This is a genomic window from Marinobacter sp. UBA2688, assembly GCF_002352785.1.
GTDB lineage: Bacteria > Pseudomonadota > Gammaproteobacteria > Pseudomonadales > Oleiphilaceae > Marinobacter > Marinobacter salarius.
Genome location: NZ_DELU01000005.1, coordinates 36,873 through 62,992, shown reverse-complemented (window position 1 = coordinate 62,992; position 26,120 = coordinate 36,873). Strand labels below are relative to the sequence as shown.

23 protein-coding genes and 1 tRNA gene are annotated in these 26,120 nt (G+C 57.9%); 20 read left to right on the top strand and 4 right to left on the bottom strand.

All coding sequences use genetic code 11. The features are described 5' to 3' along the window. Nucleotides 1-10 precede the first annotated feature (10 nt). The 7 genes from mrdA (at nucleotide 11) to lipB (ending at nucleotide 7,224) form a co-directional block, all read left to right on the top strand. Nucleotides 11-1,903, top strand: a complete 1,893-nt coding sequence (gene mrdA, locus B3M52_RS00690) for a penicillin-binding protein 2 (protein ID WP_286748483.1) — start codon at nucleotides 11-13, stop codon at nucleotides 1,901-1,903. Then, entirely contained in the window at nucleotides 1,903-3,045 is a 1,143-nt protein-coding gene (rodA, locus tag B3M52_RS00685; RefSeq protein ID WP_286748482.1) for a rod shape-determining protein RodA, read from the top strand. The genes mrdA and rodA overlap by 1 nt, the downstream gene beginning before the upstream one ends. A gap of 180 nt (nucleotides 3,046-3,225) precedes the next feature. Next, nucleotides 3,226-4,212: a lytic murein transglycosylase B gene (gene mltB / locus B3M52_RS00680; protein ID WP_414673590.1), complete on the top strand. Its 987-nt coding sequence runs from the start codon at nucleotides 3,226-3,228 to the stop codon at nucleotides 4,210-4,212. Further along, nucleotides 4,212-5,081: a septal ring lytic transglycosylase RlpA family protein gene (locus B3M52_RS00675; RefSeq protein ID WP_041333428.1), complete on the top strand. Its 870-nt coding sequence runs from the start codon at nucleotides 4,212-4,214 to the stop codon at nucleotides 5,079-5,081. The genes mltB and B3M52_RS00675 overlap by 1 nt, the downstream gene beginning before the upstream one ends. 31 nt (nucleotides 5,082-5,112) lie before the next feature. Beyond that, on the top strand, nucleotides 5,113-6,279 hold the full coding sequence (locus B3M52_RS00670; RefSeq protein WP_286748480.1) for a D-alanyl-D-alanine carboxypeptidase family protein: 1,167 nt from the start codon (nucleotides 5,113-5,115) through the stop codon (nucleotides 6,277-6,279). A gap of 32 nt (nucleotides 6,280-6,311) precedes the next feature. Beyond that, nucleotides 6,312-6,581: an HP0495 family protein gene (locus B3M52_RS00665; protein WP_041333432.1), complete on the top strand. Its 270-nt coding sequence runs from the start codon at nucleotides 6,312-6,314 to the stop codon at nucleotides 6,579-6,581. A 4-nt stretch (nucleotides 6,582-6,585) separates the two neighbouring features. Further along, complete coding sequence (gene lipB, locus B3M52_RS00660; protein WP_286748479.1) at nucleotides 6,586-7,224, top strand: lipoyl(octanoyl) transferase LipB; 639 nt, start codon at nucleotides 6,586-6,588, stop codon at nucleotides 7,222-7,224. A gap of 40 nt (nucleotides 7,225-7,264) precedes the next feature. On the opposite strand, the gene B3M52_RS00655 is transcribed toward lipB, so the two are convergent. After that, a complete protein-coding gene (locus tag B3M52_RS00655; RefSeq protein WP_286748478.1) occupies nucleotides 7,265-8,353 on the bottom strand; it encodes a GGDEF domain-containing protein in 1,089 nt (362 codons plus the stop codon). A gap of 259 nt (nucleotides 8,354-8,612) precedes the next feature. Here B3M52_RS00655 and B3M52_RS00650 point away from each other — a divergent pair, with 259 nt between their 5' ends. Beyond that, a complete protein-coding gene (locus B3M52_RS00650) occupies nucleotides 8,613-10,055 on the top strand; it encodes an ABC1 kinase family protein (protein WP_286748477.1) in 1,443 nt (480 codons plus the stop codon). On the opposite strand, the gene B3M52_RS00645 is transcribed toward B3M52_RS00650, so the two are convergent. Continuing rightward, on the bottom strand, nucleotides 9,998-10,438 hold the full coding sequence (locus B3M52_RS00645; RefSeq protein ID WP_041333438.1) for a YqaA family protein: 441 nt from the start codon (nucleotides 10,436-10,438) through the stop codon (nucleotides 9,998-10,000). The genes B3M52_RS00650 and B3M52_RS00645 overlap by 58 nt on opposite strands. Before the next feature lie 105 nt (nucleotides 10,439-10,543). Here B3M52_RS00645 and B3M52_RS00640 point away from each other — a divergent pair, with 105 nt between their 5' ends. Next, nucleotides 10,544-12,670 carry a methyl-accepting chemotaxis protein gene (locus B3M52_RS00640; protein ID WP_286748476.1) on the top strand — a complete coding sequence of 709 codons (2,127 nt, stop codon included), beginning with the start codon at nucleotides 10,544-10,546 and terminating at the stop codon, nucleotides 12,668-12,670. Nucleotides 12,671-12,849: 179 nt separating this feature from the next. Continuing rightward, entirely contained in the window at nucleotides 12,850-13,101 is a 252-nt protein-coding gene (locus B3M52_RS00635) for a GrxA family glutaredoxin (protein ID WP_286748474.1), read from the top strand. A 64-nt stretch (nucleotides 13,102-13,165) separates the two neighbouring features. On the opposite strand, the gene B3M52_RS00630 is transcribed toward B3M52_RS00635, so the two are convergent. Beyond that, complete coding sequence (locus B3M52_RS00630; protein ID WP_036203882.1) at nucleotides 13,166-14,428, bottom strand: 6-phosphofructokinase; 1,263 nt, start codon at nucleotides 14,426-14,428, stop codon at nucleotides 13,166-13,168. A 154-nt stretch (nucleotides 14,429-14,582) separates the two neighbouring features. On the opposite strand from B3M52_RS00630, the gene mpl reads away from it, so the two are divergent. From mpl to B3M52_RS00610, 4 genes are all read left to right on the top strand, one after another. Continuing rightward, entirely contained in the window at nucleotides 14,583-15,977 is a 1,395-nt protein-coding gene (gene mpl / locus B3M52_RS00625; RefSeq protein WP_286748473.1) for a UDP-N-acetylmuramate:L-alanyl-gamma-D-glutamyl-meso-diaminopimelate ligase, read from the top strand. A gap of 41 nt (nucleotides 15,978-16,018) precedes the next feature. Further along, nucleotides 16,019-16,669, top strand: coding sequence for a flavin prenyltransferase UbiX (locus B3M52_RS00620; RefSeq protein WP_286748472.1), 651 nt, complete (start codon nucleotides 16,019-16,021; stop codon nucleotides 16,667-16,669). A 118-nt stretch (nucleotides 16,670-16,787) separates the two neighbouring features. Continuing rightward, entirely contained in the window at nucleotides 16,788-17,933 is a 1,146-nt protein-coding gene (locus B3M52_RS00615; protein ID WP_286748471.1) for an acyl-CoA dehydrogenase family protein, read from the top strand. Between the two features lie 153 nt (nucleotides 17,934-18,086). Next, a complete protein-coding gene (locus B3M52_RS00610) occupies nucleotides 18,087-19,940 on the top strand; it encodes a hypothetical protein (RefSeq protein ID WP_286748470.1) in 1,854 nt (617 codons plus the stop codon). Between the two features lie 113 nt (nucleotides 19,941-20,053). Here B3M52_RS00610 and B3M52_RS00605 read toward each other — a convergent pair. Further along, a tRNA-Leu gene (locus tag B3M52_RS00605) sits at nucleotides 20,054-20,140 on the bottom strand. Nucleotides 20,141-20,413: 273 nt separating this feature from the next. On the opposite strand from B3M52_RS00605, the gene rnr reads away from it, so the two are divergent. The 6 genes from rnr (at nucleotide 20,414) to rplI (ending at nucleotide 26,037) form a co-directional block, all read left to right on the top strand. Continuing rightward, nucleotides 20,414-23,026 carry a ribonuclease R gene (gene rnr, locus B3M52_RS00600; RefSeq protein ID WP_075194947.1) on the top strand — a complete coding sequence of 871 codons (2,613 nt, stop codon included), beginning with the start codon at nucleotides 20,414-20,416 and terminating at the stop codon, nucleotides 23,024-23,026. A gap of 3 nt (nucleotides 23,027-23,029) precedes the next feature. Then, nucleotides 23,030-23,767, top strand: coding sequence for a 23S rRNA (guanosine(2251)-2'-O)-methyltransferase RlmB (gene rlmB / locus B3M52_RS00595; protein WP_036203896.1), 738 nt, complete (start codon nucleotides 23,030-23,032; stop codon nucleotides 23,765-23,767). A gap of 232 nt (nucleotides 23,768-23,999) precedes the next feature. After that, entirely contained in the window at nucleotides 24,000-24,416 is a 417-nt protein-coding gene (gene rpsF, locus B3M52_RS00590) for a 30S ribosomal protein S6 (RefSeq protein WP_036203898.1), read from the top strand. A gap of 29 nt (nucleotides 24,417-24,445) precedes the next feature. Continuing rightward, nucleotides 24,446-24,676: a 30S ribosomal protein S18 gene (gene rpsR, locus B3M52_RS00585; protein ID WP_007154918.1), complete on the top strand. Its 231-nt coding sequence runs from the start codon at nucleotides 24,446-24,448 to the stop codon at nucleotides 24,674-24,676. A gap of 27 nt (nucleotides 24,677-24,703) precedes the next feature. Beyond that, complete coding sequence (locus tag B3M52_RS00580) at nucleotides 24,704-25,570, top strand: hypothetical protein (protein ID WP_036203901.1); 867 nt, start codon at nucleotides 24,704-24,706, stop codon at nucleotides 25,568-25,570. A gap of 20 nt (nucleotides 25,571-25,590) precedes the next feature. Continuing rightward, nucleotides 25,591-26,037 (top strand): 50S ribosomal protein L9, encoded by a 447-nt coding sequence (gene rplI, locus B3M52_RS00575; protein WP_036203904.1) that lies wholly within the window; start codon nucleotides 25,591-25,593, stop codon nucleotides 26,035-26,037. Nucleotides 26,038-26,120: the final 83 nt, after the last annotated feature.

The window sequence follows — 26,120 nt, the reverse complement described above, 5'->3', positions numbered from 1 at the left end:
CCAAGCCAATATGCCCTGGGGAGAGTTCAAAGACATCGCTGCCGAACGGCGTCTGTTTCAGCGTCGTGCCTTTGTCATGCTGTTGCTGGTCTTTGTATTGCTGGGCGTGTTGATCGCCCGGATGTACCAACTGCAGGTCGTGGAACACGACATCTACACCACGCTTTCCGACAAAAACCGTGTTCAGGTTCAGTCCGTGGCGCCTCCCCGGGGGCTGGTCTATGACCGCAACGATGTCCTGCTTGCTGAGAACCGCCCGGTCTTTAGCGTGACGCTGGTGCCCGAGCGTGTTGATGACATGGATCAGACCCTGGCAAAACTCCAGGGCATGCTGAGCATTTCCGAGGAAGACATGGAACGGTTCCAGCGTCGGCTGCTTGAGCCTCGTCGTCCGTTCCAGGAGTTGCCCCTTCGCTACGACCTGAACGAGCAGGAGATCGCGCGCCTTGCGGTTCATCGCCATGAGTTGCCCGGCGTCGAGGTGTCCGCGGAACTGGTTCGGTACTACCCACACAGTACGCTGACGGCCCACGCCCTTGGTTACGTGGGGCGTATCAACCGACAGGAACTGCAGCGAATTGATCCGGTGAACTACGCGGGCACCAACTATATTGGCAAATCCGGGGTGGAGCGTTTCTACGAGAAGCTCCTGCACGGGCAAGTCGGCTATCAGCATGTAGAAACCAATGCGCGGGGCCGAACTCTGCGTGTGCTTGAGCGCGAAAACCCGGTGCCCGGGGAAGATATTCAGTTGCATATGGATTTGCGGTTGCAGAGGCTCGCCCACGACCTACTGGATGGCCGGCGTGGCGCCATTATTGCAATTGAACCCTCCAGCGGAGGGATCCTTGCCCTTGCCAGTGTGCCAGGGTTTGATGCCAATCTGTTCGTGACCGGCATAGGTGTTGAAGCCTATCGATCACTCAGCAAAAGCGTGGATAAGCCCCTCTTCAATCGTGCCCTGCGGGGCCAATACCCGCCTGGCTCCACCCTCAAGCCCATGCTGGCCATTGCCGCGCTCGACAGCAATGCCGTCACCCGGGACAAGACCATCTGGGATCCCGGCTACTACCAGCTGAATTCTGGCGGTCGACGCTGGCGTGACTGGAAGCGGGGCGGTCACGGATGGGTAGATCTGAAGTCAGCGGTGGCAGAATCCTGTGACATCTATTTTTACGAGGCTGCTGTGACCATGGGTGTTGATACTATGCACAAGTACCTTTCCGACTTCGGGTTCGGAGAAGACGCCACCCTGGACGTTGCCGGAGCTCTCAGCGGTTTGTTGCCCTCCAGTGACTGGAAACGCGCTATCCATAGCGAGCCCTGGTATCCCGGGGATTCGGTCAACCTTGGTATTGGGCAGGGATTCATGTTGGCGACGCCGCTACAACTGGCGACCGCTACCTCCGTGATCGCGAACCGTGGTCATTGGGCCGAGCCGAGGCTGCTGAAAGACATCAAGGGTGATCAATCGATTGATGAGGCGCTGCCGACGGGTACGCACCAGTCCATTGAGCTTGAAAATCCGGATGACTGGGAGTTTGTTGTGGAGTCCATGGCCGAAGTGATGCACGGCAACAAAGGCACGGCCCGCAGAGCAGCAAAGGGGGCACCTTATCGAATGGCTGGCAAAACCGGTACAGCGCAGGTGTTCAGTCTGGCCGAGGATGAAGAGTACGACGAAGAGGAAATCCGTGAGCGTTTGCGCGATCACGCTCTGTTCGTCGGCTTTGCGCCGGTAGAAGACCCACAGATCGCCGTTGCCGTTATCGTTGAAAACGGTGGTAGCGGTAGTGGAACGGCTGCGCCTGTTGCCCGGGCCATGTTTGATGCCTGGTTGCTGGATTTCTCCAGGACAGGCAGTGAACTCGTGGTTGGTTCATCCGGGGAGGGGAGCCACTGATGCCAGCCAGTAGCCTGTTTAATCAGTCAGCTCGTCACCCCCTATCTGGCCCTAGGGGGATCTGGTCGGTGTTGCATATCGACCCGATATTGTTGGTCTTGTTGCTGACCCTAATTGCGGGTGGGCTGTTTGTTTTGTACAGCGGGGCCGACCGCAACCTGGAAGTCGTCAAAGCGCAGGGTATCCGGATGGGGGTGGCCCTGGTGGTGATGTTCGTGTTCGCCCAGCTTGACCCGGCTGTGTTCCGGCGTTGGTCGCCCTGGCTGTTCTTGGCCGGGATTGTGGGATTGGCGGCGGTCTTGCTGGTTGGCGTTGGTGCCAAGGGCGCACAGCGTTGGCTGGCCATTCCAGGGCTGCCCCGCTTCCAGCCTTCGGAGCTGATGAAGCTGGTAGTGCCGATGATGGCCGCCTGGTACCTTTCGCGCCACTACCTGCCCCCCAGGGTTCGCCATGTGGCGGTGGCGTTGCTCATTGTGTTGGCGCCCATGGCGATGATCATACTGCAGCCGGACCTCGGGACCTCGTTGCTGGTAGGAGCTGCCGGGATTTTCGTCGTGTTTTTTGCCGGCATGGGGTGGCGCCTGATCGGCGCATTTCTGGCCATGGCATCAGTGGCGGCGCCACTGATGTGGTTCTTCGTTATGCGTGATTATCAGAAGCAGCGCGTACTGACCTTGCTGGATCCGCAGAGCGATCCGCTTGGCGCCGGCTGGAATATTATCCAGTCCAAGACCGCTATCGGTTCGGGGGGCATGGATGGCAAGGGGTGGCTCCAGGGCACACAGTCCCATCTTGAATTTCTTCCTGAGAGCCATACCGATTTCATCGTTGCCGTGCTGGCGGAGGAATTTGGCTTTGTGGGCATGCTTATTCTTCTGGTGCTCTACCTCCTGATTGTTCTACGGTGCCTGTACATTGCATCGACGGCACAGGATTCGTTCAGCCGGCTGCTGGCGGGCGCGCTGACGATGACGTTTTTTATCTACGTCTTCGTCAATGTGGGTATGGTCAGTGGTCTTTTGCCGGTAGTGGGTGTGCCGCTGCCGCTGGTCAGCTATGGCGGAACGTCAGGGGTAACGCTGATGGCGGCGTTTGGGGTGTTGATGTCGGTCCATACCCATAGGCGGATGATCAGTGCGTGATGACTCGGCACCGACCATGGACGGGGAGTAATGGTTGCGGGTCCCGCGGCCATGGTAATCTTGGCCGCGATGACGGGCCGCAGCCGTGGTGACGTTGTACTGAAAAAGTTCTCGAGTCGAAGCCAGCCAAGGGGATTCATGAAAGCGGTCAGGTATTGGTCAGGTGTTGGAGTGATGATGATGGCATTCTTTGCCTCTCCGTCTCAGGCCGGGCCTTACAATGAGACACCTGAGAGCCGTGACTTTGTTCGTGAAATGTCGGAACGCTACGGGTTTGAAGCCGAGCGTGTGTCGGCAATACTGGCTAATGCGCAGCGCCGTGACTCGATATTGGAAGCTATCAGCCGACCGGCTGAGAAAACCCTTGAGTGGTACGAATACCGTCGGATCTTTATGCGTGAGGAGCGCATAGAGCAAGGCGTCAACTTTCTCAAGCAGCATCAGGGAGCCTTTGAGCGCGCCGAACGTGAGTACGGTGTACCTGCAGCAATCGTTGCAGCAATTATCGGTGTCGAAACCTGGTATGGCACCTACAAAGGGAAGTATCGGGTGCTTGATGCCCTTGCCACTCTGGCATTCGACTATCCGCCCCGGAGTCGCTTTTTTCGCAGCGAGCTTGTCCAGTATTTGCTGATGACCCGCGAACAGGGTTTTGACCCCCTGGAAGTGACGGGGTCCTACGCGGGGGCGATGGGGTATGGCCAGTTCATCTCCAGCAGCTACCGGCATTACGCGCTTGATTTTGACGGCGATGGCGTTACCGACATCCTGGCCAATCCCGTGGATGCCATCGGCAGTGTCGCCCATTATTTTCACGCCCATCGTTGGCAAACCGGTGAGCCTGTAGCGGAGCAGGTAGGTGACAGTCTGCCAAAGAGTTCACCATTACTGACCAGGGAACTGAAGCCGACGTTGACGGTCAACGACTATCGGCAGGCGAGTATCGTCCCGAAAATGGATGTGCCCGGCGACGCTAAAGCCAGGGCGATCCGTCTCGTCGGTGACGAGGGCACTGAACTATGGCTGACCTACCATAACTTTTACGTGATAACCCGCTACAATCACAGTCATCTATACGCCATGGCGGTGTACCAGTTGGCAGATGCGCTCCAAGAGCGGATGCGGCCGCTGGCAAATGAAAACAATGGGGAAAGTAACAGCTCGTGATGAAACGCCATGTTTTACTACTGGTTTTCGGGGTACTGGTGCTGGCAGGGTGTGCATCATCGCCCGAACCTGACCATTCCTCCCGCTACACCCTGAGCCAGGACCGTGCGCCCTCAGGCAACTTCGATGCATCGGGACTTGCCGATGCCACGCCTCGATTTGAGGAGCCGCGCCGCGCTGGAAACAAGTCACCCTATCAGGTTTGGGGCAAGGAATATCATGTCGTGGGCAGTAACGATGGTTATGTTCAGCGCGGCACCGCGAGCTGGTATGGTGAGAAGTTCCATGGTCACAAAACCTCGAATGGAGAGGTTTTTGACATGTACGAGATGTCAGCGGCGCACAAGAGCCTGAGAATTCCAGGGTACGCCCGGGTGACCAACCTCGATAACGGTCGCTCGGTGGTGGTTAGGGTCAACGACCGTGGTCCCTTCCATGGGGATCGCCTGATTGACCTTTCCTACGCTGCGGCCAAAAAGCTGGGTTATCAGGGCAGGGGTACGGCCAGGGTAGAGGTAGCCGCCATCACGGTGAGTCCTGACGGCTCGATGACGCTTGCCGGCAAGCCGTTCCCGGAGTCGGGAGCACCTGTGGATGCGAAGCGCCTGACGGATCCCGGCGCGGCTAGCGAGGCCCTGTTCGTGCAACTGGGTTCGTTCAGCCAGCGCAACCCGGCCGAAGCCCTTCTGGATCGGGCGCGGCGTGCAGTCGCAAACCCAATGCGGGTAAGGGAAGTGGAGACGGCCTCTGGCCGCTTTCACCGCGTTCAGGTCGGGCCGTTCAGGGATGAGGATGAAGCCCTGAGAGCCCAGAGCCTGCTTGAAACTCACGGATTTGGTCAATCAATACTTCTGACCGACACTCATTGAACCAGTCACTTACTTGAAACTGAATGGACCCATGGCACTAAATAAAGCGTTCCGAGCCTTCTCTGCTGTTCTGCTCCTGATCCTGCTTCCGGCAATGCCGGTAGCGGCGCAGGCTGTTCTGATTCCATCATCACCGCAGATTGCGGCGAGTTCCTATATCCTGATGGATCCGCTTTCCGGACGGATTATCATGGAAGAGAACAGCCATGAGCGTCTGCCGCCGGCCAGTCTGACCAAAATGATGACGGCGTATATTGTGGAACGGGAACTGGATGAGGGGCGGATTTCCCTGTCCGACATGGTGCCGGTCAGCGTCAACGCCTGGCGAACCGAAGGCTCCAGGACCTTTGTTCAGGAAGGCACAGAGGTGTCGGTCGAGAACCTGCTAAAGGGCGTCATCATTCAGTCCGGGAACGATGCCTCGGTGGCACTGGCCGAATACATTGCCGGCAGTGAAGGGGCGTTCGTCGATATCATGAACCAGCAGGCACAGATTCTGGGTATGAACGAGTCCAGTTTTGCCAATGCCACTGGGTTGCCTGCACCGGATCATTTCTCCACTGCCTACGATCTGGCCCTCCTGGCGAAGGCGATCATCAATGACTACCCGGAAAACTACCCGCTGTATGCGCAGAAGCATTTCACTTACAACAACATTCGTCAGCCTAACCGCAACAGTCTTTTGTGGCGTGACGACAGTGTCGATGGGCTGAAGACAGGCCATACCGAGGAAGCCGGGTACTGCCTGGTGGCGTCAGCCAAACGTAATGACACGCGGCTGATTGCAGTGGTTATGGGCACTGACAGCACCTCGTCCCGCGCTCAGGAAGTCCAGAAAATGCTGAACTATGGCTTCCGTTACTACCAGACTGAGCGCCTGTTCCGTGCCGGACAGGAACTGCTGGAAGCGCGCGTTTGGGGTGGCGAAAACGACGGTCTGTCAGTAGGGATGACGAAAGACGTCTACGTGACTATCCCCAGAGGCTCAAGAGACTCACTGGAATCCACCGTTGAGCTCGACTCTGTGATTAAGGCGCCAATTTCAATGGGCGACGAACTGGGGCAGGTAACGGTGAAGCTCGGTGATGACGTGGTCGTGGATCAGCCAGTGCTGGCGCTCAGCGATATCCCGGAAGGCGGTTTCTTCAAGCGGATCTGGGACGCCATCAAACTATTCTTTGTTCAGCTTTTCGAGTAAGGCTGAGAGTTGTCTGTAGGAGATAAACCGGGATGAGCGAACCAAAGGCACCCAAGATCGAGTTTCCCTGCGACTACGTGATCAAGGTGATCGGAGACGCTGCGCCAGACTTTGTGGAGTTCGTGGTGGGCGTGGTGGAACAACATGCGCCGGGGATTTCGAGCGACGACGTGACGGTGAAAGACAGTCGCGGCGGTCGGTTTGCATCGGTTAACCTGAAGATCGTTGCCACGGGCGAGCCACAGCTGAAAGCCCTGTTCGAGGAGCTCAAGGCCAGCGGCCGGGTTCATATGGTGCTGTAAACTGATGGACGAGCTTATAGTCCGCACCTTGGGCGAGCAGCCCTACCTGGAAACCTGGGAGGCGATGAAATCGTTCACGGCCTCGCGAGACGCCTCCACGCCCGATGAACTCTGGCTGCTGGAACACCCAAGGGTCTACACCCAGGGGCAGGCCGGCAAAGCCGAGCACATACTGGCGCCCGGTGATATCCCGGTGATACTGGTGGATCGCGGTGGCCAGGTGACGTATCACGGCCCTGGCCAGCTTGTGGTCTACCTGATGATTGACCTGACTCGCCACCGCCTGGGAGTTCGCTCTCTGGTTGATGTCATTGAGCAAGCCATTGTCCGGACCCTTGCGGGGATGGGGGTGACGGCAGCGCCACGACCGGATGCGCCCGGTGTCTACGTAGACCAAGCGAAGATTGCGTCGCTGGGGCTGCGTGTAAGGCGAGGGTGTTCGTTCCATGGCCTGGCCCTGAACGTGTCCATGGACATGGAACCGTTTCGTCGGATCAACCCCTGCGGCTATGCTGGCATGGCCATGTGCCAGGTCAGCGACTTCGTCCCCGGGGTAACCGTTGCCGGGCTTGCTCCTACTCTCTCGGATGAACTGGTTAATGGCCTGGCGGGTGGCGCTGTTCGACGGGTAGCGGGCTGGTAATACGCAGCCCAAGTGCCGATTGAGGCGGTTGCCTTGCTAGCTAGCCGTGGGTAGCTTCGAAATCACACACCTTGTTACGCCCCAGGGTCTTGGCCCGATAAAGCGCTTCGTCGGCGCGCTGTAGCAGTCGGTCCACAGACTCTGCGCCGTGGATAGTGGCTACTCCGACACTGATGGTGGTGTTGATGCTCCCGCCCTGGGTCTCTATAGGCGTTGATGCAATGGTCTGGCGTATGCGGTTAGCCGTCTGGACGGCCTCGACAGTGTCAGTCTCGGGCAGCAATACCAGGTATTCCTCTCCGCCCCAGCGCGCTAGCGTATCGACTTTCCGGCTGTGTTCCTGCAACGTCCTGGCTACCATCACAATGGTTTCATCACCCACCTGGTGACCATGGTTGTCGTTGACAGATTTGAACAGATCAATGTCCATCAATAACACCGAAAAGCCGCGCGAATTGCGCAGGTATCGCTGATATTCGGCTTCCAGTTGCTCGTGAGCTTCACGTCGATTGGCAAGCCCCGTCAACGCATCGTGTTTCGCCGCATATTCGAACTCGGCAGCCAGTTTCAGCAGCCCCAGTTTACTGCGCCGCCGGCTCTGGTCCAGGACGTAGCAGGTGGACATCTCAAACCCCAGTACGGCAAGCATGGTGAGTCTGAAACTGGTGCTGTAGGGCGAATCGAACGCCAGGTCCCCGAGTGGGCTGAACAGCAGCGCAACCCCCGCCAGGCCTCCGGAGCAGGCAAGCACGCCTACTTTTGCTTCGCTGATGTAAAAAATGATGGGTGGGTAGGCAAATAGCCAGATAATGGCAGAGCCGTCCTCCACCGCATTGATTGCCAGATAGGTGAACAGGATCGTAATCGCGGTAATAAAACCACGGCGTTGCACGGTACTGTTGTGACTGATGAGATAAACAATACCATTGACACTGAGCAGCGCGGCAAAGACGATCAGAGTTGTGGCGGAGCCAGGCATTCCGCGGTCCAGGGACCGCCATGCGAAAAATAGCAGGATGGGGATCGCTGCCAGAGTAAGCCAGCCGATCAGCATCGGAACCGGAATTTCACCCTTCACCCGGAACTGTGACAGTTTGGTGTCGGAGGGTTTGCTGGTGGTTTGTGTCATTGTTGCTGTCTTGTTGTTTTTGGGCATCAGTGGCGCGGTAATCGACCACATTTTTATACTAAACGGCTTTGGGTGTGGGGTCTGTGTAAAAACGTAAAACCTTTCACCAGGGACAGAAGTAAACACAGAAGGGGCGGTTTGCATTGGCCCCAAGGGCAATGAATTGACGGCACGCCGGTTAGGTTTGATGGCCCGGGTATCCGTATAATGGTCATGCAGGCTGATAGCGCCAACACTTACAGAACCGAGCAGGTTTTTGATGGCATCCAGACCCAAAAGCACATCTGTTGCACGTATCAAGACCGGCAGCTTTGAGCGCCGGCTTACCCTCACCAGGGCGGGGCTTTTCGCAGGCACCCGGATGGCCTCCCATATGGCCACCAACTGGTTCAGCAGCAAGGACAAGCGGGAGGCCCGGCACCGGGCCATGCTATCCAGCCAGGCGGAATTCCTGGTGGACGAGTTGGGCAAGCTCAAGGGCAGTGTCGTCAAGATCGGGCAGGTGATGGCTCTCTATGGCGAGCACTTCCTGCCTGAGGAAGTAACCGAAGCACTGCATACCCTAGAAGATCAGACCACCTGGCTGGAATGGCCGTCGATCGAGCGGGTGCTTAAGGCTGAACTGGGTGCTGACCGTTTGGCGGAACTGGACGTGGATCCCGACCCGATTGGCGCGGCTTCTCTGGGGCAGGTTCATCGAGCGCGCCGGCGTAGCGACGGGTTGGAACTGGTGCTCAAGGTCCAGTACCCCGGCGTTGACGAAGCAGTCGACAGTGACCTTAACGCAGTGGCACATCTGCTCAAGATTGCCCGCCTGGTCTCCTTCGGTCCCGAGTTCAACGACTGGCTGGAAGAGGTGCGGGACATGATGCACCGAGAGGTGGATTACCGCCTCGAAGCCCGTACCACTGAAAAATTCCGGCAGATGCTGCTGGACGATCCCCGTTTTGTGGTGCCCCGTGTTCTCGACGAGTACTGCACGGCCCATGTCATCGCCTCCACCTACGAGCCAGGCCACTCAGTGAGTTCAGTGGCGGTACGAGACCTGGCCCTGGATCGTCGTAGCGAGTTGGGCCGTGCCGCGCTGGAATTGTTCTTCCGTGAGTTGTTTATCTGGGGTGAGATCCAGACGGATCCCAATTTCGGCAACTACCGGATCCGCATCGCCGGTGAGGAAGGCGCGAACAGCGAAACCGACCAGATTGTGCTGCTGGATTTTGGAGCGGTACAGGCTTACTCAGCGACCTTCCTGGACCCGGTCGTTCAGATGATCCGGGCTTCCTACGAGGGCGACCTGACAGAGGTGATTGACGGCGGTATCCGGTTGCGTTTCATGAGCGAGGATTGGCCCGATGATGTTCTGGACACGTTCGGCAAGGTTTGCATGTCGGTATTGGAGCCCCTTTCCAGGGACCGTAGCAACTGGCCCGGTGAAGCAGTGAACGACCGCGGCCAGTACCGTTGGAAACAAAGTGACCTGCCGTCGCGGGTGGCGCGCCAGGCAGCGCGCTCAGCCATCAGCCGCTATTTCAAGGTGCCGCCGAAGGAATTCGTATTCCTGAACCGGAAGCTGATTGGTGTCTATACGTTCATCGCGGTGCTGAATGCGGAATTCAACGGTGAGGATCTGCTCCGGGAATACCTCTATGGTGATCCCGGCACCCCCGATGCTTCCAGCACCAACCAGATGACCAAGCCGTAGCGCAATCCCTTGCCAATGGCCACCAGGATCACGAAGTTGAGCCAGGGCACGCGCATGATCCCGCCAACCAGGGTCAGTGCGTCGCCGCCCAGTGGCAGCCACCCCAGAAGCAGCGACCATTGCCCGTAACGGTTGAAGCGGGTGCGGGCTTTATCGAGCTGGGATTCGGAAATCGGAAACCAGCGTTTGTGCTTAAAGCGATCCACCTGCCGGCCGATAACCCCATTAATAACCGAGCCTGCGGTGTTGCCTGCTGTCGCCCAGAACCATATCCACCAGAGCGAATAGCCTTGAGTCACCATGCCGCCAAGGAGAATCTCCGAATAGGCCGGGAGTATCGTTGCTGCGGCCAGTGCGGTCATGAACAAGGTGAGATAGGCCAATGGACGCTCCTGTTGAGGTGAATGCCGATCAGGCTCTAATGGCAGCTATGCCTTTTAGGGCATCAAGCTGATAATGAACTCCAATCGAGACAAGTTGCTGTATCAATGAAAAAACTGTCACTGCGCTTCAAACTCTATGCCCTGGTTATTACGCTGCTACTGGTAATGGGAATCAGTATTGTGTTGACCGCCCAACTTTCCCTGGGGCAGATGGAGCAGCGAATTACCTCCGAAACCCGTGACACGGTGCGCAGCCTTGCCATCGACCGGTTGAGTGCAACCGCCGGGAAATACGGTGAGGTTGTCAGCGGCATGTTTGCCACAGCGTATCGGACACCGGAAGTCGTCCGCAACGTCATCAGCCGGAATATACAGGCCGATAGTTCCGGCCGCATCAGCCGCGTTGCCCTTCAGGAAACGGTGGGTGCGGTGCTGGAGGAGCAGGAGGGACTGAGTTCCATCTATGCCCAATTTGAACCGGACGCCTACGACGGCCAGGACCGCTACTTCACCGGTGGCGTCGAAGAACACAGCAGCGATGACGGTACCCTGGAAATCTATTACTACCGCTCTCTGGAGGGCGATGTGGTGTTCAGTCGCACCGAGGATCCTTCGACCAAGTACCTGGACAACCGGAATGAGTTCGGTATTCGCGAGGCGGAATGGTACCTGTGTTCCAGGGATAGCCGGGAGCCCTGCATCATGGAGCCTTACGAATACGAAATTGAAGAGGGTTATACCGAACTGATGACCAGCCTGGTCGTGCCCATTATGAACGGGAACGAATTTGCGGGCGTGGCTGGCGTTGACCTCAACCTGTCTACGCTCCAGAAAGCGATCCAGAATGTCAGCGACAACCTCTACGACGGCGCATCAAGGGTGACCCTGCTGAGCAGTAAGGGGCTGATTGCCGCGTCCAGCCACTACGGCGAGTATCTTGGAAGGCCGTTATCGGAAGCACTGCCCGGGCAGGCCGAAACATACGCTTCCCTGCACAATGACGGCGGTACCTACGACGATGGCGACACACTGGCCGTGTCTTACCCCATCGAGATTGACCTGCCCGACGCCCAGTGGTCACTGTTGATCGAATTACCCCGGCAGACCGCACTGGCTGACGTGGCCGAAATCACCGGCCTGTTGTCCAGCGAGGTGAACACCACCGCAGGGCGCCAGACCATGGTGGGTGTGTTGGTATCGGTAGTGGCGATCCTGATCCTGGTGGTGCTGGTTCGTTCGGTGACCAAACCCTTGAACGAAATCCGTGACCGGATGAAGAACCTGGCCAGTGCCGAAGGGGATCTGACCAGTGAGTTGAACATCGATACCCACTCGGAGCTGATTGAGCTGGCCGGCGGGTTCAACCAGTTCCTGGGCCGGTTACGGGAAATGATCAACGACCTGAAAGACGTCAACGCCAAGGTCAGCCAACAGGCGGCAGATGTGGATGGGATCGCCAAGGAAACCGACGAGCAGACCGAGAGCCAGCATCAGGACATCGAAAGCGTGGTTACCGCCATGAACGAAATGTCCGCCGCCGCCAGTGAAGTGGCAGGCTTCGCGGGTGAGGCAGCTGAAAACGCGCAGATGGCCCAGGATGGCATCCGTTTTACCCAGGATACGCTGACGTCTGCCCTGGACGGCGTGGGTGCATTGGCGGGCGATATGGATGAGGCCAGCACCGCGATAGGCCAGGTTGCCACTCGCAGTGAAGACATTAACCGTATTATTGAAGTGATCCGGGGAATCGCGGAACAGACCAACCTGCTGGCGCTGAACGCCGCCATTGAAGCGGCGCGAGCGGGGGAGCAGGGTCGAGGTTTTGCCGTCGTGGCCGACGAGGTCAGAACACTGGCGTCCCGTACCCGTGAGTCCACCGATGAGATCAGCCAGATGATTGATGGCCTTCAAAGCGACGTGGGCGGAGCCGTCACTGTGATCAAGGGTGGTGTTGATCGCGCCACCCGAGCGGTGGAGGGAACACGTGAAGCGGACCATTCTCTGGCCTCAGTGGTTGAGCGCATAGCGACCATTGTGGAGCATGTCACCCATGTGGCCACGGCGGCCGAAGAGCAAAGTTCCGTCAGTGAAGAGATCAATCGCAACCTCACCCGTATTGGAGACGCTGCCAACGATCTCCGGGCATTGGCGCAACGGGTCAGTGGCAGCGGCCAGACATTGGACGAACAGGTAAAAGTGCTGGAGACGGAACTGAGCCGTCTGAAAACCTGAGTACCTGACTGGGTAAGGCAGCACGGTGAAGCCCGATAGCGCTGGACGTATCAGTCCAGGCTATCGGTACCATTCAGTTCATTAATTTTATTTTTTCATTGGGCGTGCCACCATACGGTACAGCTTGTCGACAACTGCGAAGCGCAGGGTCGCCCATTGTTTTGAACAGGAGTCAGTTTATGGATCATGTCACCATCTACGGTCGTGCGTCCTGCGGTTTTTGCGTGCGCGCCCGGCAATTGTGCGAGATCAGGGACATTCCCTACCGCTACGTGGACATGATCGAGGAAGGCATCAGCAAGGCGGATCTGGAGAAAACCATTGGTAAGCCCGTGCACACGGTGCCCCAGATTTTTGTGGGCGAAGAGCATGTTGGCGGGTTCGACCATTTCTCGCACTACGTGCAGCGGTTTGAAGCTGCTGGTGGATAAACGATTCTGCAACAAAAAGGCGCCAGCCGATGATTCGGTGGCGCCTTTTTTGTAGGTCAGCGGCTTAGAACTGGAAGTCGGCCTTCAGTTTTTTCTCGACCAGCTGATTTTTAAGCTTCGCGACCCTCGGAAGACCATCATCGAACGGCGGGAAGCTCTCGCCGTGAATCAGTGGCTCCAGGTAGTCGCGGCAATCTTGCGTGATGCCGTAGCCGTCATCCGTGATGTAATGGATCGGCATTTTCTTCTCCTGGTTGGCGACCTCGCTCAACGGTGCCTCACCAATGTGCCAGCGATAAGGGCGTGACTGTTCGCGCACAATCGTTGGCATCAGCGCCTGTTTACCTGCCAACGCCATTTCCACGGCCACCTTGCCTACGGAGTAGGCCTGCTCTACGTCCGTGGCGGACGCAATGTGACGGGCACTGCGCTGCAGGTAATCGGCTACAGCCCAATGATATTTGTGCCCAAGGGCCTGGCGTACCATGTTAGCCAGCGCTGGCGCGACACCGCCGAGCTGGGTATGACCGAAGGCATCCTTGGCGCCGGCATCGGCCAGGAAGCGGCCGTCTTCATACTGGGCGCCTTCCGAGGCGACGACCACGCAGTAGCCGTACTCCTTGACGCAGAAATCCACACGTTCAAGGAAGCGCTCACGCTCGAAGGGCACTTCTGGGAACAGGATAACGTGAGGCGGTTCGCCTTCACCTTTCCCGGCAAGGCCACCAGACGCCGCGATCCAGCCAGCGTGGCGCCCCATCACTTCCAGGATGAACACCTTGGTGGAGGTGTCGCACATGGAGCGAATGTCCAGGCTGGCTTCCAGGGTAGAGGTGGCGATGTACTTGGCCACCGAGCCGAAACCGGGGCAGCAGTCGGTGAAGGGCAGGTCGTTATCCACCGTTTTGGGTACGCCGATGCAGGTAATCGGATAGCCCATTTTCTCAGCAAGTTGGGACACCTTGTACGCGGTATCCTGGGAATCGCCGCCGCCGTTGTAGAAGAAATAGCCGATGTCGTGAGCGCGGAACACCTCAATCAGGCGTTCGTACTCGCGTTTATTCTCGGAAAAGTTCTTCAGTTTATGTCGGCATGACCCGAACGCACCGCCCGGAGTGTGGATCAGCGCCTGGATATCCTCATCGCTTTCGAGGCTGGTATCAATCAGTTCCTCTTTGAGCGCGCCGATGATCCCGTTACGCCCGGCGTACAACTTACCGATCTGATCGGGGTGCTTGCGGGCGGTCTGGATAACCCCGCAGGCACTGGCGTTAATGACGGCGGTCACACCGCCTGATTGGGCATAGAATGCGTTTCTGGTGGCCATTTCCGGCTGGTGCCTCCTGCAGTTTCATCGAGTGCGGCAGATGATACGCCAATCGCTTTTTTTTTTCATGACATCAAACGTCGTAAGGAACGCTTGACGACCCGCATTCTATACGGGACGCTTTGCAGGTTTCATTTAAGAGGTCGATAACCGAATGCACATCCATATCCTGGGAATCTGTGGCACCTTTATGGGCAGTCTGGCGGTACTGGCGAGGGAGCTCGGGCACACCGTGACGGGCTCCGATCAGGGGGTTTACCCGCCCATGAGTACCCAGTTGGAGGCCCAGGGAATCGGGTTAATGGAAGGTTACGATTCTGACAACCTCAAGCCTCAGCCGGACCTGGTTCTGGTGGGCAACGCCATGTCCCGGGGCAACCCGGAGGTGGAAGCGGTTCTTAATCAGAATATTGATTACATGTCCGGCCCGGAATGGCTCGCGCGGGAGGTTCTGCGTCATCGCTGGGTGCTGGCGGTCGCCGGAACCCATGGCAAAACCACCACAACCGCCATGTTGTTGTGGATTCTGGAGCAGGCCGGGTTGGAGCCGGGTTATCTGATAGGCGGGGTTCCCAATGATTTCCCGGTTTCGGCGCGGTTGGGTAGCAGCGACTTTTTCGTTATTGAGGCCGATGAATACGACAGTGCCTTCTTTGATAAGCGCTCCAAGTTTGTCCACTATCGCCCCCATACCCTGATCCTCAACAATCTTGAGTTTGATCACGCGGATATTTTTGACAACGTTGAAGCCATCGAGCGTCAGTTCCATCACCTGGTCAGAACGGTGCCTTCCCGTGGGTTGATTGTGCGCCCGGCCCTGGATGCCCATCTTGACCGGGCGTTGGAGCTTGGCTGCTGGAGCAGCGTGCAGGCTACCTCGGTGGGCAGCGAAGTGCCCTATATGGCCGACTGGCGGGCGGAGCTCTTGGCTGAGGACGGCAGTCGATTCATGGTGTTGCACCGCGAACAGCCGGTGGCTTCAGTCAGTTGGTCTCAAACCGGCCTGCACAACGTGCGCAACGCCCTCGCGGCCATCGCAGCAGCCCGCCATGTGGGTGTTACCCCGGACCATGCCGTGGCGGCGCTGTGCCGCTTTTCGGGCGTTAAACGCAGGATGGAGTTGCTGGCGGATGTCGGCGGGGTTTGTGTCTACGATGATTTTGCCCATCATCCGACGGCCATCGCTACCACGTTGGAAGGTCTGCGCCACAAGGTGGGCGATGAGCCTATCCTTGCACTGATCGAGCCACGTTCCAACACCATGCAACAAGGTTTTCACCAGCAGAGCCTGCTGCCCAGTGCTGCAGCGGCGAACCAGGTATTCTGGGCCAATCTCAATGGCATGGACTGGTTGCCAGCACTGGTCGAGGGCAGTGGCGCGGCAGTGGATGCACCGGATCGCCATCGTGTCGGGGCCAGCGTTGAGGAACTGATCGGCCAGGTTCTGGATCAGGTATCCGGTCCCTGCCATATTGTCATCATGAGTAACGGCGGTTTTGGCGGTATTCACCAGAAGCTGATTGCCGAACTGGAACGTAAATCCGGCTGACGGGGCATCCTGCCTCCGCTATCCAATCAGGAAACTTCAGTATGACGACGGCAGCGTCCGAAAAACAGCGGGTGATCAATCTGGCCTTTACCGGTGCCTCCGGCGCCCAGTACGGTCTGCGCCTGTTGCAGTGCCTGGTGGCGGCGAACTGCCGGGTGCATGTGATGATCAGCAAGGCAGCACAGGTAGTGATTGCCACGGAAACCGATCTCAAATTGCCGGGCAACACCACCGCCATGCAGGAAGCGCTTGCCAGCTATGCTGGCGCCCGTCCGGGGCAAGTGCTGGTGTTCGGCCGGGAAGACTGGTTCGCCCCGCCGGCTTCCGGTTCGGGTGAAAAAGCTCCGTTGGTGATCTGTCCCTGCAGTACCGGCACTCTGTCGGCCCTGGCCACCGGCGCTAGTAACAATCTGATCGAGCGCGCCGGAGACGTGGCCCTTAAGGAGCGGCGGCAATTGATCCTGGTGCCCCGGGAAGCGCCCTTTTCGGAAGTGCACCTGGAAAACATGCTGCGCCTGACTCGCATGGGGGCGGTCATCATGCCGGCCAGTCCGGGGTTCTATCATAGGCCGAATTCCGTGAGTGACCTGGTGGATTTCATCGTTGCCCGACTTCTGGATCACCTGGGCCTGCCCCAGGATCTGATGCCGCGCTGGGGTGAGGAGAGGGCGAAGGCGAAACAGCCCGACTGAACCAATGGGCGATGGTTTTGGTCAGCCCGATTGATGCTTTTCATCATTGAGCGAAAACGCCGCGCCCCCGAGACTTGGTGAACGACAACCACAACACAGTCATTCACCGAGGTACACCATGATTCCACGCACAGTCTTTGACGCCGACCTTGACGGCTTCCGGGATTCCGTCCGCAAGTTCCTGCAGCAGGAGGCGGCGCCCTACCATGAACAGTGGGAGAAAGATGGCCAGGTCAGCCGCGAGCTCTGGAAGAAGGCCGGCGAACTTGGTTTCCTCTGCCCGACCATGCCGGAGGAATACGGCGGCGTAGGCGCGGACTTCCGCTACAGCGCTGTCATCATGGAGGAGGTGTCCAGGGCGGGCCTGTCCGGCATCGGCTGGACCCTGCATTCCGACATCGTTGCCCCCTATATCCTCAATTACGGCTCCGAAGAACAGAAACAGTATTACCTGCCGAAACTGGCAACCGGCGAAATGATCGGTGCCATCGCCATGACCGAGCCGGGCGCAGGTTCCGACTTGCAGGGGGTGAAAACCACGGCGGTGAAAAACGCCTCTGGCGACCATTTCGTACTCAATGGCTCCAAGACCTTTATCACCAACGGCCAGCTGGCGGACCTGGTGATCGTGGTGGCCAAAACCGATCCGAAAGAAGGCGCCAAGGGCACCAGCCTGTTGTTGGTTGAAGCCGCCTGGGAAGGGTTCGAGAAGGGGCAGAACCTGAACAAGGTGGGCATGAAGGCCCAGGACACGTCCGAGCTGTTCTTCCAGGACGTAAAGGTGCCGGCGGACAAGCTTTTGGGCTCGATGGAAGGCCAGGGCTTTTTTCAGTTAATGGCGGAATTGCCGGCGGAGCGCCTGCAGGTGGGGCTGACCGCCGTCGCTGCGGCGGAAGCCGCCTGGGAGTGGACCCTGGACTACGTTAAGGAGCGCAGGGCGTTCGGCAAACCGGTGATAGCGTTCCAGAACACCCGATTCAAAATGGCGGAGATGAAGGCGGAAATCACCGCTGCCCGGGTCTTCTGTGACCGTTGTCTGGAACTGCATCTGGAAAAGAAGCTGGATATTCCAACGGCAGCCATGCTGAAACAGCACACCACCGACCTGCAGTGCAAAGTCATGGATGAGTGCGTTCAGCTTCATGGTGGCTATGGCTACATGTGGGAGTATCCCATCGCCCGCGCCTGGGCGGACTCGCGGGTACAGCGCATCTACGCCGGCACCAATGAGATCATGAAAGAGATCGTTGCGCGCTCGTTCTAGTAGGCGCTTGTGCGCGTCAGCGCGCCGCCGGGACAGCTCCCGCGGCGCGTTTTTGTTACCTAAGTTTACAAATTGCCAAACCTATCAAGGTTCCCCCCGGCAACATCCCCTACAGTAGCGGCACAACCTCTAACAAGGACAATGGTTGCCGCGATGAAACGTCTGCTCTCCCTTTCAGTTGCCCTGTTCACGCTGGCCCTTGCCGGTTGCGGCGAGGAATCCGACAAGTCACCGGTCGATGGCCGTGACTTCGACGCCGAGGATTACAGCGAGCCTGAGCCCTATACAGGCCGGGTGATTGACGGCTACCTGCGCAATGCCAGGGTGTGGCTGGACATGGACGGTGACAGCCAATACACGCCGGGCCCGATGACCTTTGAAAACAGCGCCGGCACGGAAATAACCCTGCGGGACGGAGAGCCCACCGCGTTGACGGGAGAAGGTGGCGTGTTCTCGCTGGATACTGCGGAACTGGTGCAGGACCCGTCCATATCCCCGGATATCGATCCCAGGGACTTTCCGCTGTTTGCCGTGGTATTGCCTGGCCAGACCATGGAGCAGACCCGCATCGGGGAAGTGGTGCTGGAAGACGCCTACCTGCTTAGCGCGCCGCCTGGGGTGCGCAATGTCACGCCATTGAGTCACCTGGTGCGGCAACGCCGCCTGATTGGGTTGCAGGATCTTTCGGTCATCAGTACCGATCTGTCTGATGCTCTCGGCAACGTGAACCTGGTCAGTAACTATATCCGGTCCGGTGATCACCGTGCCCACGCATACGCCCGCGCCTTCGCCCGCTTCATGGCCAGTCAGTTCCCACCGGAGTATGCCAATCTCCTGCGTAATGGTGACGGACGCGAACGCTATCTGAGCGAAGAGGCGGTTTATCTTCTGGGCATATCCTTTGCCCGCAATGCTCTGGAGGTGGTTCAGGTGGTTGATGCCGCTGCCTCCCAAGGCAATTACGAGAACATCAACATTGATGAACTGGTATTGCCGGAAGTGCCGGTTGAGCTGGAGGATCCGGTGATCCTTGAGCGCCAGACAGTTCTCGCCAGGGGGGAGGGGAGCGAGTTGCCGGCCACAATGTCCAACCTCAGCGTGTCCGCTGAGCTGGAGTTCGACTACTCGGAAGATGGCCGGTTAACGGCCGTGACGGCGAACGGGTGCATGATGCCGTCAATGCGGGAAATGGCCCGCTTGATCAATGCCCGAGGCAAAATCACCGATACCGATGTGCAGTGGATGCCTTCGATATCACTGTCCCAGGAGAGTGCCAGCTACCATGAGGCTGGAGGGGCCGATGAGCGGCTGATATTCAACTGGCAGGACCGTACCGCGACGTTCGAAACCACCACCACCTGCCATCCTGGACTGGCGTCGTCCTCGGGATTGGGTGGCCCGCCGGCGATCCGTTACGAGTGGACCATGGCGGATGCCCGGGTCGAGTCCCTGACGGCAACTTTCGATAGCAAGACGGAAGTTCTGCGCCCCGACTATCAGTTCGCCAACGATGCCTTTTTCGGTTTCACTCGTTCCGTCGATGGCGCGAACGAGGAGATTGTGGCGCTCACGAGTAGCGTCCAATCCTGCGAGGGGGATATTGATCCGGAGGATGTCGATGCGGCCCAGGTAGTGTCTGCTCAGCAGCCTTTCACGGTCACCGGCAGTATCACACTGCCGGACGAGTTCACCTCGCCAGCGCTGGAGTTCGATGCTCGCAATGACCGTTTCCGGCCGCTACGGTTTGGCTTCCTGGATGAAGAAATGAGTTCCACGCCAGGGGTCAGCAATACAGAAGGGTTTGACTGGGCGTTCTACTACCCCTTCGATAATTCCAGCGAGTTCGTGGCAGAGCAGCCCAATCTGATCAGCATCGCCTACCTGAATCGCCATGGCGGCAGCCGGGCCTGTGGACGGGAATTTGAAAGAGCGCCCTCTGCGGCCTATGCCCGGGTGAACTATACCTATCAACGGCTTTCGGAATACTTGTCGGGATTGGTGGAGTAGGGCCTGCTGCGCGCGAGGTGGCTCTTCGCGAACTCATGCGTTTGCGAACGCAGATTTGTTGCGACATATGCTTATAAAGGTGTCGGATTCGTAACACTTCCTGAGGGAGGAAGTGGTGCCGAGGAGAGGACTTGAACCTCCACGGGGTTGCCCCCACTAGCACCTGAAGCTAGCGTGTCTACCAATTTCACCACCTCGGCAGGTGATTTGCAGTCTCTCCGGTGGGCATCCAAACGTTTTACTTCGTTGAATTTCCGGGCTTTCTGCCGCAGCTACGGGCATTGCCGTCAACCGATGGCGCGTACTTTAATCATTCGGAAAAAGCCTGTCAAATATTTTTTGTCCCGCCGGGGCCGGTTTTTACGTCTATTTTAGGTGGTCGGTTAGGCAGGCGGGTGCTGGCGGCGTTATACTCCTTGGCAAACGCAATATAACGAATGATTTCCAACAGGGAAGTCAGACTAAGGATACGAATGGTTTCCAGAAAAAAGACGGACAAAGACCCACATGCGCAGCGTGAGGCCAGCAAATACGACAACCCGATTCAGAGCCGGGAGTTCATACTCGACCATCTGAAGGAACGGGGCGCGCCGGCCACTCACGAGACTCTGTGTGGCGAGTTGGGGCAGCAGTCCGAGGAGGGCATCGAAGCCCTTCGGCGCCGGCTGATTGCCATGTGCCGGGACGGACAACTGATCTGTAATCGCCGGGGAGCCTACCTGCCCATTGAAGAAGCGGATCTTGTTACAGGCCGTGTCACGGGGCACAAAGACGGGTTCGGTTTTCTGATCCCGGATGATGGAGGGTCGGATCTGTTCCTTACAGCCCGCCAGATGCGCCAGGTTTTCCACGGTGACCGCGTTGCCGCCCGGGTGGACCGGGTGGACGATCGTGGTCGTCGCGAAGGGGTGATTGTAGAGGTGCTGGAGTATCGTACCCATCAAACCGTTGGTCGTCTGTTTCAGGAAAGCGGCATCTCCTTTGTGGTTCCGGAGAACGCTCGCATCAACCACGAAGTATTGATTCCGGCAGAGCACATTAATGATGCACGGCACGGCCAATACGTCGTGGTCGACATCCTGCGCCAGCCTACGGTGCGTACCCAGCCAACGGGCAAGGTGGTAGAAGTACTTGGTGAGCACATGGCACCGGGTATGGAAATCGACGTGGCCATCCGTTCCTACGATATCCCTCACAGTTGGCCGCCGGCCGTCGGTGAGCAGATTGCCGGCATTGCCGATGAGGTGACCGAAAAGGACAAGCAGAATCGGGTGGATATCCGCAACCTGCGCCTGGTGACCATCGACGACGAAACCGCCCGGGACTTTGACGACGCGATCTATTGTGAGCCGCGCCAGCGTGGTGGCTACCGTCTGCTGGTAGCGATCGCAGATGTGTCCCATTACGTGCGTCCCGGCTCACCGCTGGATGAAGAAGCGATTAACCGTGGCAACTCCGTCTACTTTCCGGATCACGTGGTGCCGATGCTGCCGGAAAAGCTGTCCAACGGGTTGTGTTCACTGAACCCGGGTGTGGATCGGCTGTGCATGGTGGCGGACATGACCATCAGTGCCAACGGTAGCGTCAGTGGCTATACCTTCTATCAGGCGGTGATGCACAGCCACGCGCGACTGACCTACAACAAGGTCAGTGACATGCTTGAGCGGCCGGATTCCGAGCCGGGTTACAGGCTGTCGGAGCAGTACGCGCATGTGCTGCCGCACCTGCATAACCTCTACAACCTCTACAAATTGCTGCGCAAAGCCCGGACTGAGCGTGGTGCCATCGATTTTGAAACCACGGAAACCCGGGTCATATTCGACGCCAGTCGCAAAATCGAGGAAATCGTTCCGGTCAAGCGCAACGACGCCCACAAGATCGTTGAGGAGTGTATGCTCGCCGCCAACGTGGCGACGGCGCGATTCCTCAAGAAGCACAAGGTGCCATCACTGTACCGGGTGCACGATGGCCCATCCGAGGAGCGTCTCAATGCGGTGCGGCTTTTCCTGGGTGAGCTGGGGCTGCAGCTGGGGGGTGGAGACAAGCCAACCTCCGCTGATTATCAGGCGCTGTTGTCCAGTATTGCAGACCGTTCCGACGCGAATGTCATTCAGACGGTGATGCTGCGCTCTCTCAGTCAGGCCGTCTACAGCCCGGATGAGGGTGGCCATTTCGGCCTGGGGTTTGCCAGTTATGCCCACTTCACCTCGCCGATTCGCCGTTATCCGGACCTGATCGTGCATCGCGGTATCAAGTCCGTGATTCACGGCGAGGACGGTAGCAAAGACGTATCGGTGCCGCCCAAGCGTGACCCGGAACTGGCGGATTACCCTTATGATCTTCCCAGAATGCATCAACTGGGTGAGCACTGCTCGATGACGGAGCGCCGCGCCGACGACGCAACGCGGGACGTCATGGCCTGGCTCAAATGCGAATACCTCAAGGATCACGTAGGCGAGGAGTACGACGGCGTGATTGCAGCCGTTGTGCCTTTCGGGTTCTTTGTGGAGCTTTCCGGAGTTTACATTGAGGGCCTGGTGCATGTGTCTACCCTCAGTGGTGACTACTTCCATCACGACGCTGCCAAACATCGCCTGATCGGCGAGCGTACCGCTATGAGCTTCCGGTTGGGCGATGAGGTCCGCGTGAAGGTGATGCGTGTAGGCATGGAAGACCGCAAGGTGGACCTGGAGCTGGTAAGCGAGCCACAGCATCGCCAAGCCGACCGGGATGCACTGGAGGTCACCAAGCGAGAGCCGCGGGATAAGGGCAAGGGCAAAGGTAAGGGACGAGGTAAGGGTGGCAAATCCACCGCTGGCCGTGCTCCAAGGGCTGACCGGGACACGGCTGGTGATGCGGCCGCTAAACCTCGCCGCAGGAAAGCGACTGGTTCAAAGCCCTCTGGCAAATCGGGGGCGTCCGACGCGGTCACGCCAACGTTCGATGATGATGGCGAAATGTCGGCCCGTGACAAGCTGGTGGCGGAAGCGGCCAAGCTTGCACTGGGTAAGGGCAAGAGCAAGAAGTCGCCGGCTAAAACCGCCGGCGCTGACAAGAAACGAAAGCCCCGCAAGTCAGGAAAATAGGCCGTGTCTGAAGAGTACATTTTTGGCTGGCATGCGGTTGAGGCCGTCCTCAAACGTGAGCCGGAGCGTTTGCAGCAGGTGTGGATCCAGACTGGCCGCGAAGATCGCCGTGTCAAAACGGTAACGGAAACTCTGAATGAGCTTGGAGTCCGTTGGCAGGTGGTTCATCGCAAGGAACTGGATCAGCGCGTAGCCGGCGTGCATCAGGGTGTTGTGGCCGCGGTTTCCGAAAGCCGTGAATGGAGTGAGGACGATCTCCTGGCCATGCTGTCAGGGTCTGACAAGCCGCCGTTTCTGTTGATCCTGGATGGGGTTACCGATCCCCATAACCTGGGCGCCTGCCTGCGAACCGCTGATGCCGTGGGTGTCCAGGCTGTGGTCGTGCCCAAGGATAAGTCTGCGTCGTTGTCGCCGACCGTCAGGAAAGTGGCCTGTGGCGCGGCTGAAACCGTACCTCTGGTACGTGTCACCAATCTTGCGCGGTTTATGCGTACGATCAGGGATGATGGCGTCTGGCTCATTGGCACCGCCGGCGAGGCGGACAATACCCTGTATCAAGCGGATTTTACCGGCCCGGTCGCTCTGGTAATGGGTGCCGAGGGCAAAGGTATGCGGCGCCTGACCCGGGAACACTGTGATCTGTTGATCAATATCCCCATGCTTGGCCACGTGGACAGTCTCAATGTGTCGGTGGCTACCGGTGTCTGCCTTTACGAAGCCTTGCGTCAACGGCTTGCATAGTATCAGCCACACGCCTAGAATACGTGACCCCCTTTTCAGGGGGCGATGTTGTATTGCCTGAAATCCTGGTGATCAATATCGGCTTTTTGAGCAGGCTTTATACGTAATGTCTTGTTGATAAAAGCAAAAAGAAGCCGGCAGCTTTGCCTGCCACCTCCTTGCTTTCTGCATTTGCCCTGTTTGTTGAAACCGGTGCCTGTGCTGGAGGCTGTTTAAACCGTAGGGAGAACTCATGCGTCACTACGAAATCGTATTTATGGTACACCCGGATCAGAGCGAGCAGGTGCCCGCGATGATCGAGCGCTATACCGGCGTCATCAATGAAGATGGCGGCAAGGTACATCGCCTGGAAGATTGGGGCCGTCGTCACCTGGCTTACCCGATCAACAAGATTCACAAGGCTCACTACGTTCTGATGAACATTGAATGTTCACAGGCAGCGATGGACGAGCTGACTCACAACTTCCGTTTCAACGATGCCATCATCCGCGACATGATCCTGCGCCGCGATGGTGCCGACATCGAACTGTCCCCGATGAAAGCTTCCGAGTCCCGTGAAGACCGTCGTGGCGGCGATGATCGTCCGCGTCGTTCAGCTGAATCTGACGAGCCACGTCAGCAGGCTGAAACCCAGGACGAAGAAGAGTAAAACCATCACCGGAGTTGAGGAGTTAAGTTATGGCTCGTTTTTTCAGACGTCGTAAATTCTGCCGCTTCACGGCAGAAGGTGTTAAAGAGATCGATTACAAGGATCTGGACACCCTGAAAGGTTACATCACTGAAACCGGCAAGATCGTGCCCAGCCGTATTACCGGCACCAAGGCACGCTATCAGCGTCAGCTGGCTACCGCTATCAAGCGTGCCCGCTACCTGGCACTGCTGCCGTATTCGGACAGCCACGACAACTAAGTAACAGAATAAACAGGACCCGGGACCATGCGTGCACTGGCACAGTTTGTAATGCGCGGTCCTCTGCAGGCAGGCGGGGTGGCAGCAGTTACCACTGCAATACCCTTGTTGTTCTGGATAGGTGCGGCGGTTATTGGCCTGGTCATTCTCAGACTGGGTATCAGCCAGGGGCTTAGTATCGGCCTCTGGGCATTGCTTCCGGCACTCGGCTGGAGCTGGTTCGGGCAGGACCCGACGGCCCTGGTGGTGTTGCTTCAGGCAATGTTGATGGCGTCCATCCTGAGAATAACCCTGTCGTGGGAGAAAGCGCTGCTCGCAGGCAGTTTCCTGGGGATTGTGACAGGCTTGATGTTGCCCTTGGTGTACCCGGATCTGTTGAACGATCTGGTGCAGGCCGGGGTGAGATTTTACGAAGAGTACAACGCCGAAATTGCCAGTAGTCTTGGCAGTGAGCTGGAAACAGTCATTCGGCAAACCATGAATGCGAGCATGGCGGGCACCTACCTGGTAATCGGGGTGTGCATGACCATGCTGGCAAGATCCTGGCAGGCCGGGTTGTACAACCCCGGCGGATTCCGGACCGAGTTTCACTCGCTCCGGCTGTCACCGGCAATCGCGGTTATCTGTGTGATTACCATGGTGGCAGGGCCCGTTCTCGGGTTGAATTCCATGCTGCTGGGCTGGGTTGGAGGTTTGCCGCTGTTTGTTGCGGGCCTGGCCCTGGTTCATGGTGTTGTCGGTCGTAAAAACCTGAGTGGTCAGTGGTTGGTGCTGTTCTACCTGGCACTGGTACTGCTTGGTCCAAGCCTGATGATTCTGTTGGTAGTTCTGGCTTTTGTGGATAGCTGGCTGGACATCCGGAGGCGAATGAAGCCCTCCGGCCCGGCTGAATAAAGCACGAAGAGGTTAACGAGATGGATGTTATTCTGCTCGAAAAAGTAGCAAACCTTGGTTCACTGGGTGACAAGGTCAAGGTAAAGGCCGGTTACGGTCGTAATTTTCTTCTGCCTTATGGCAAAGCTGTTGCGGCAACCGCTGACAACCTGAAAGCGTTCGAAGAGCGCCGTGCAGAGCTGGAGAAAGCGGCAGCTGAGAAGCTGGCTGCGGCCCAGGCTCGTGGCGAAGCTCTGGAAGGCGCCTCAGTCACCATTACCTCCAAGGCTGGTGAAGAAGGCAAGCTGTTCGGCTCCATCGGTGTGCGTGACATCGCAGATGCGATTACCGCCACCGGTACCGACGTTGAGAAAAGTGAAGTTCGTCTGCCCGAAGGCCCGCTCCGCGTGGTTGGCGAGTACGAAATCGAGCTTCAGCTGCACTCTGACGTAACCGTTCACATTAACCTGGCTGTTGTGGCCGAGTAAATTGACGGTTTAGTCTGAACATCGGGTTACTACCCGGTGCAGCCATACAGGCCCGGAATCCACTCAGGTGGATTCCGGGCCTG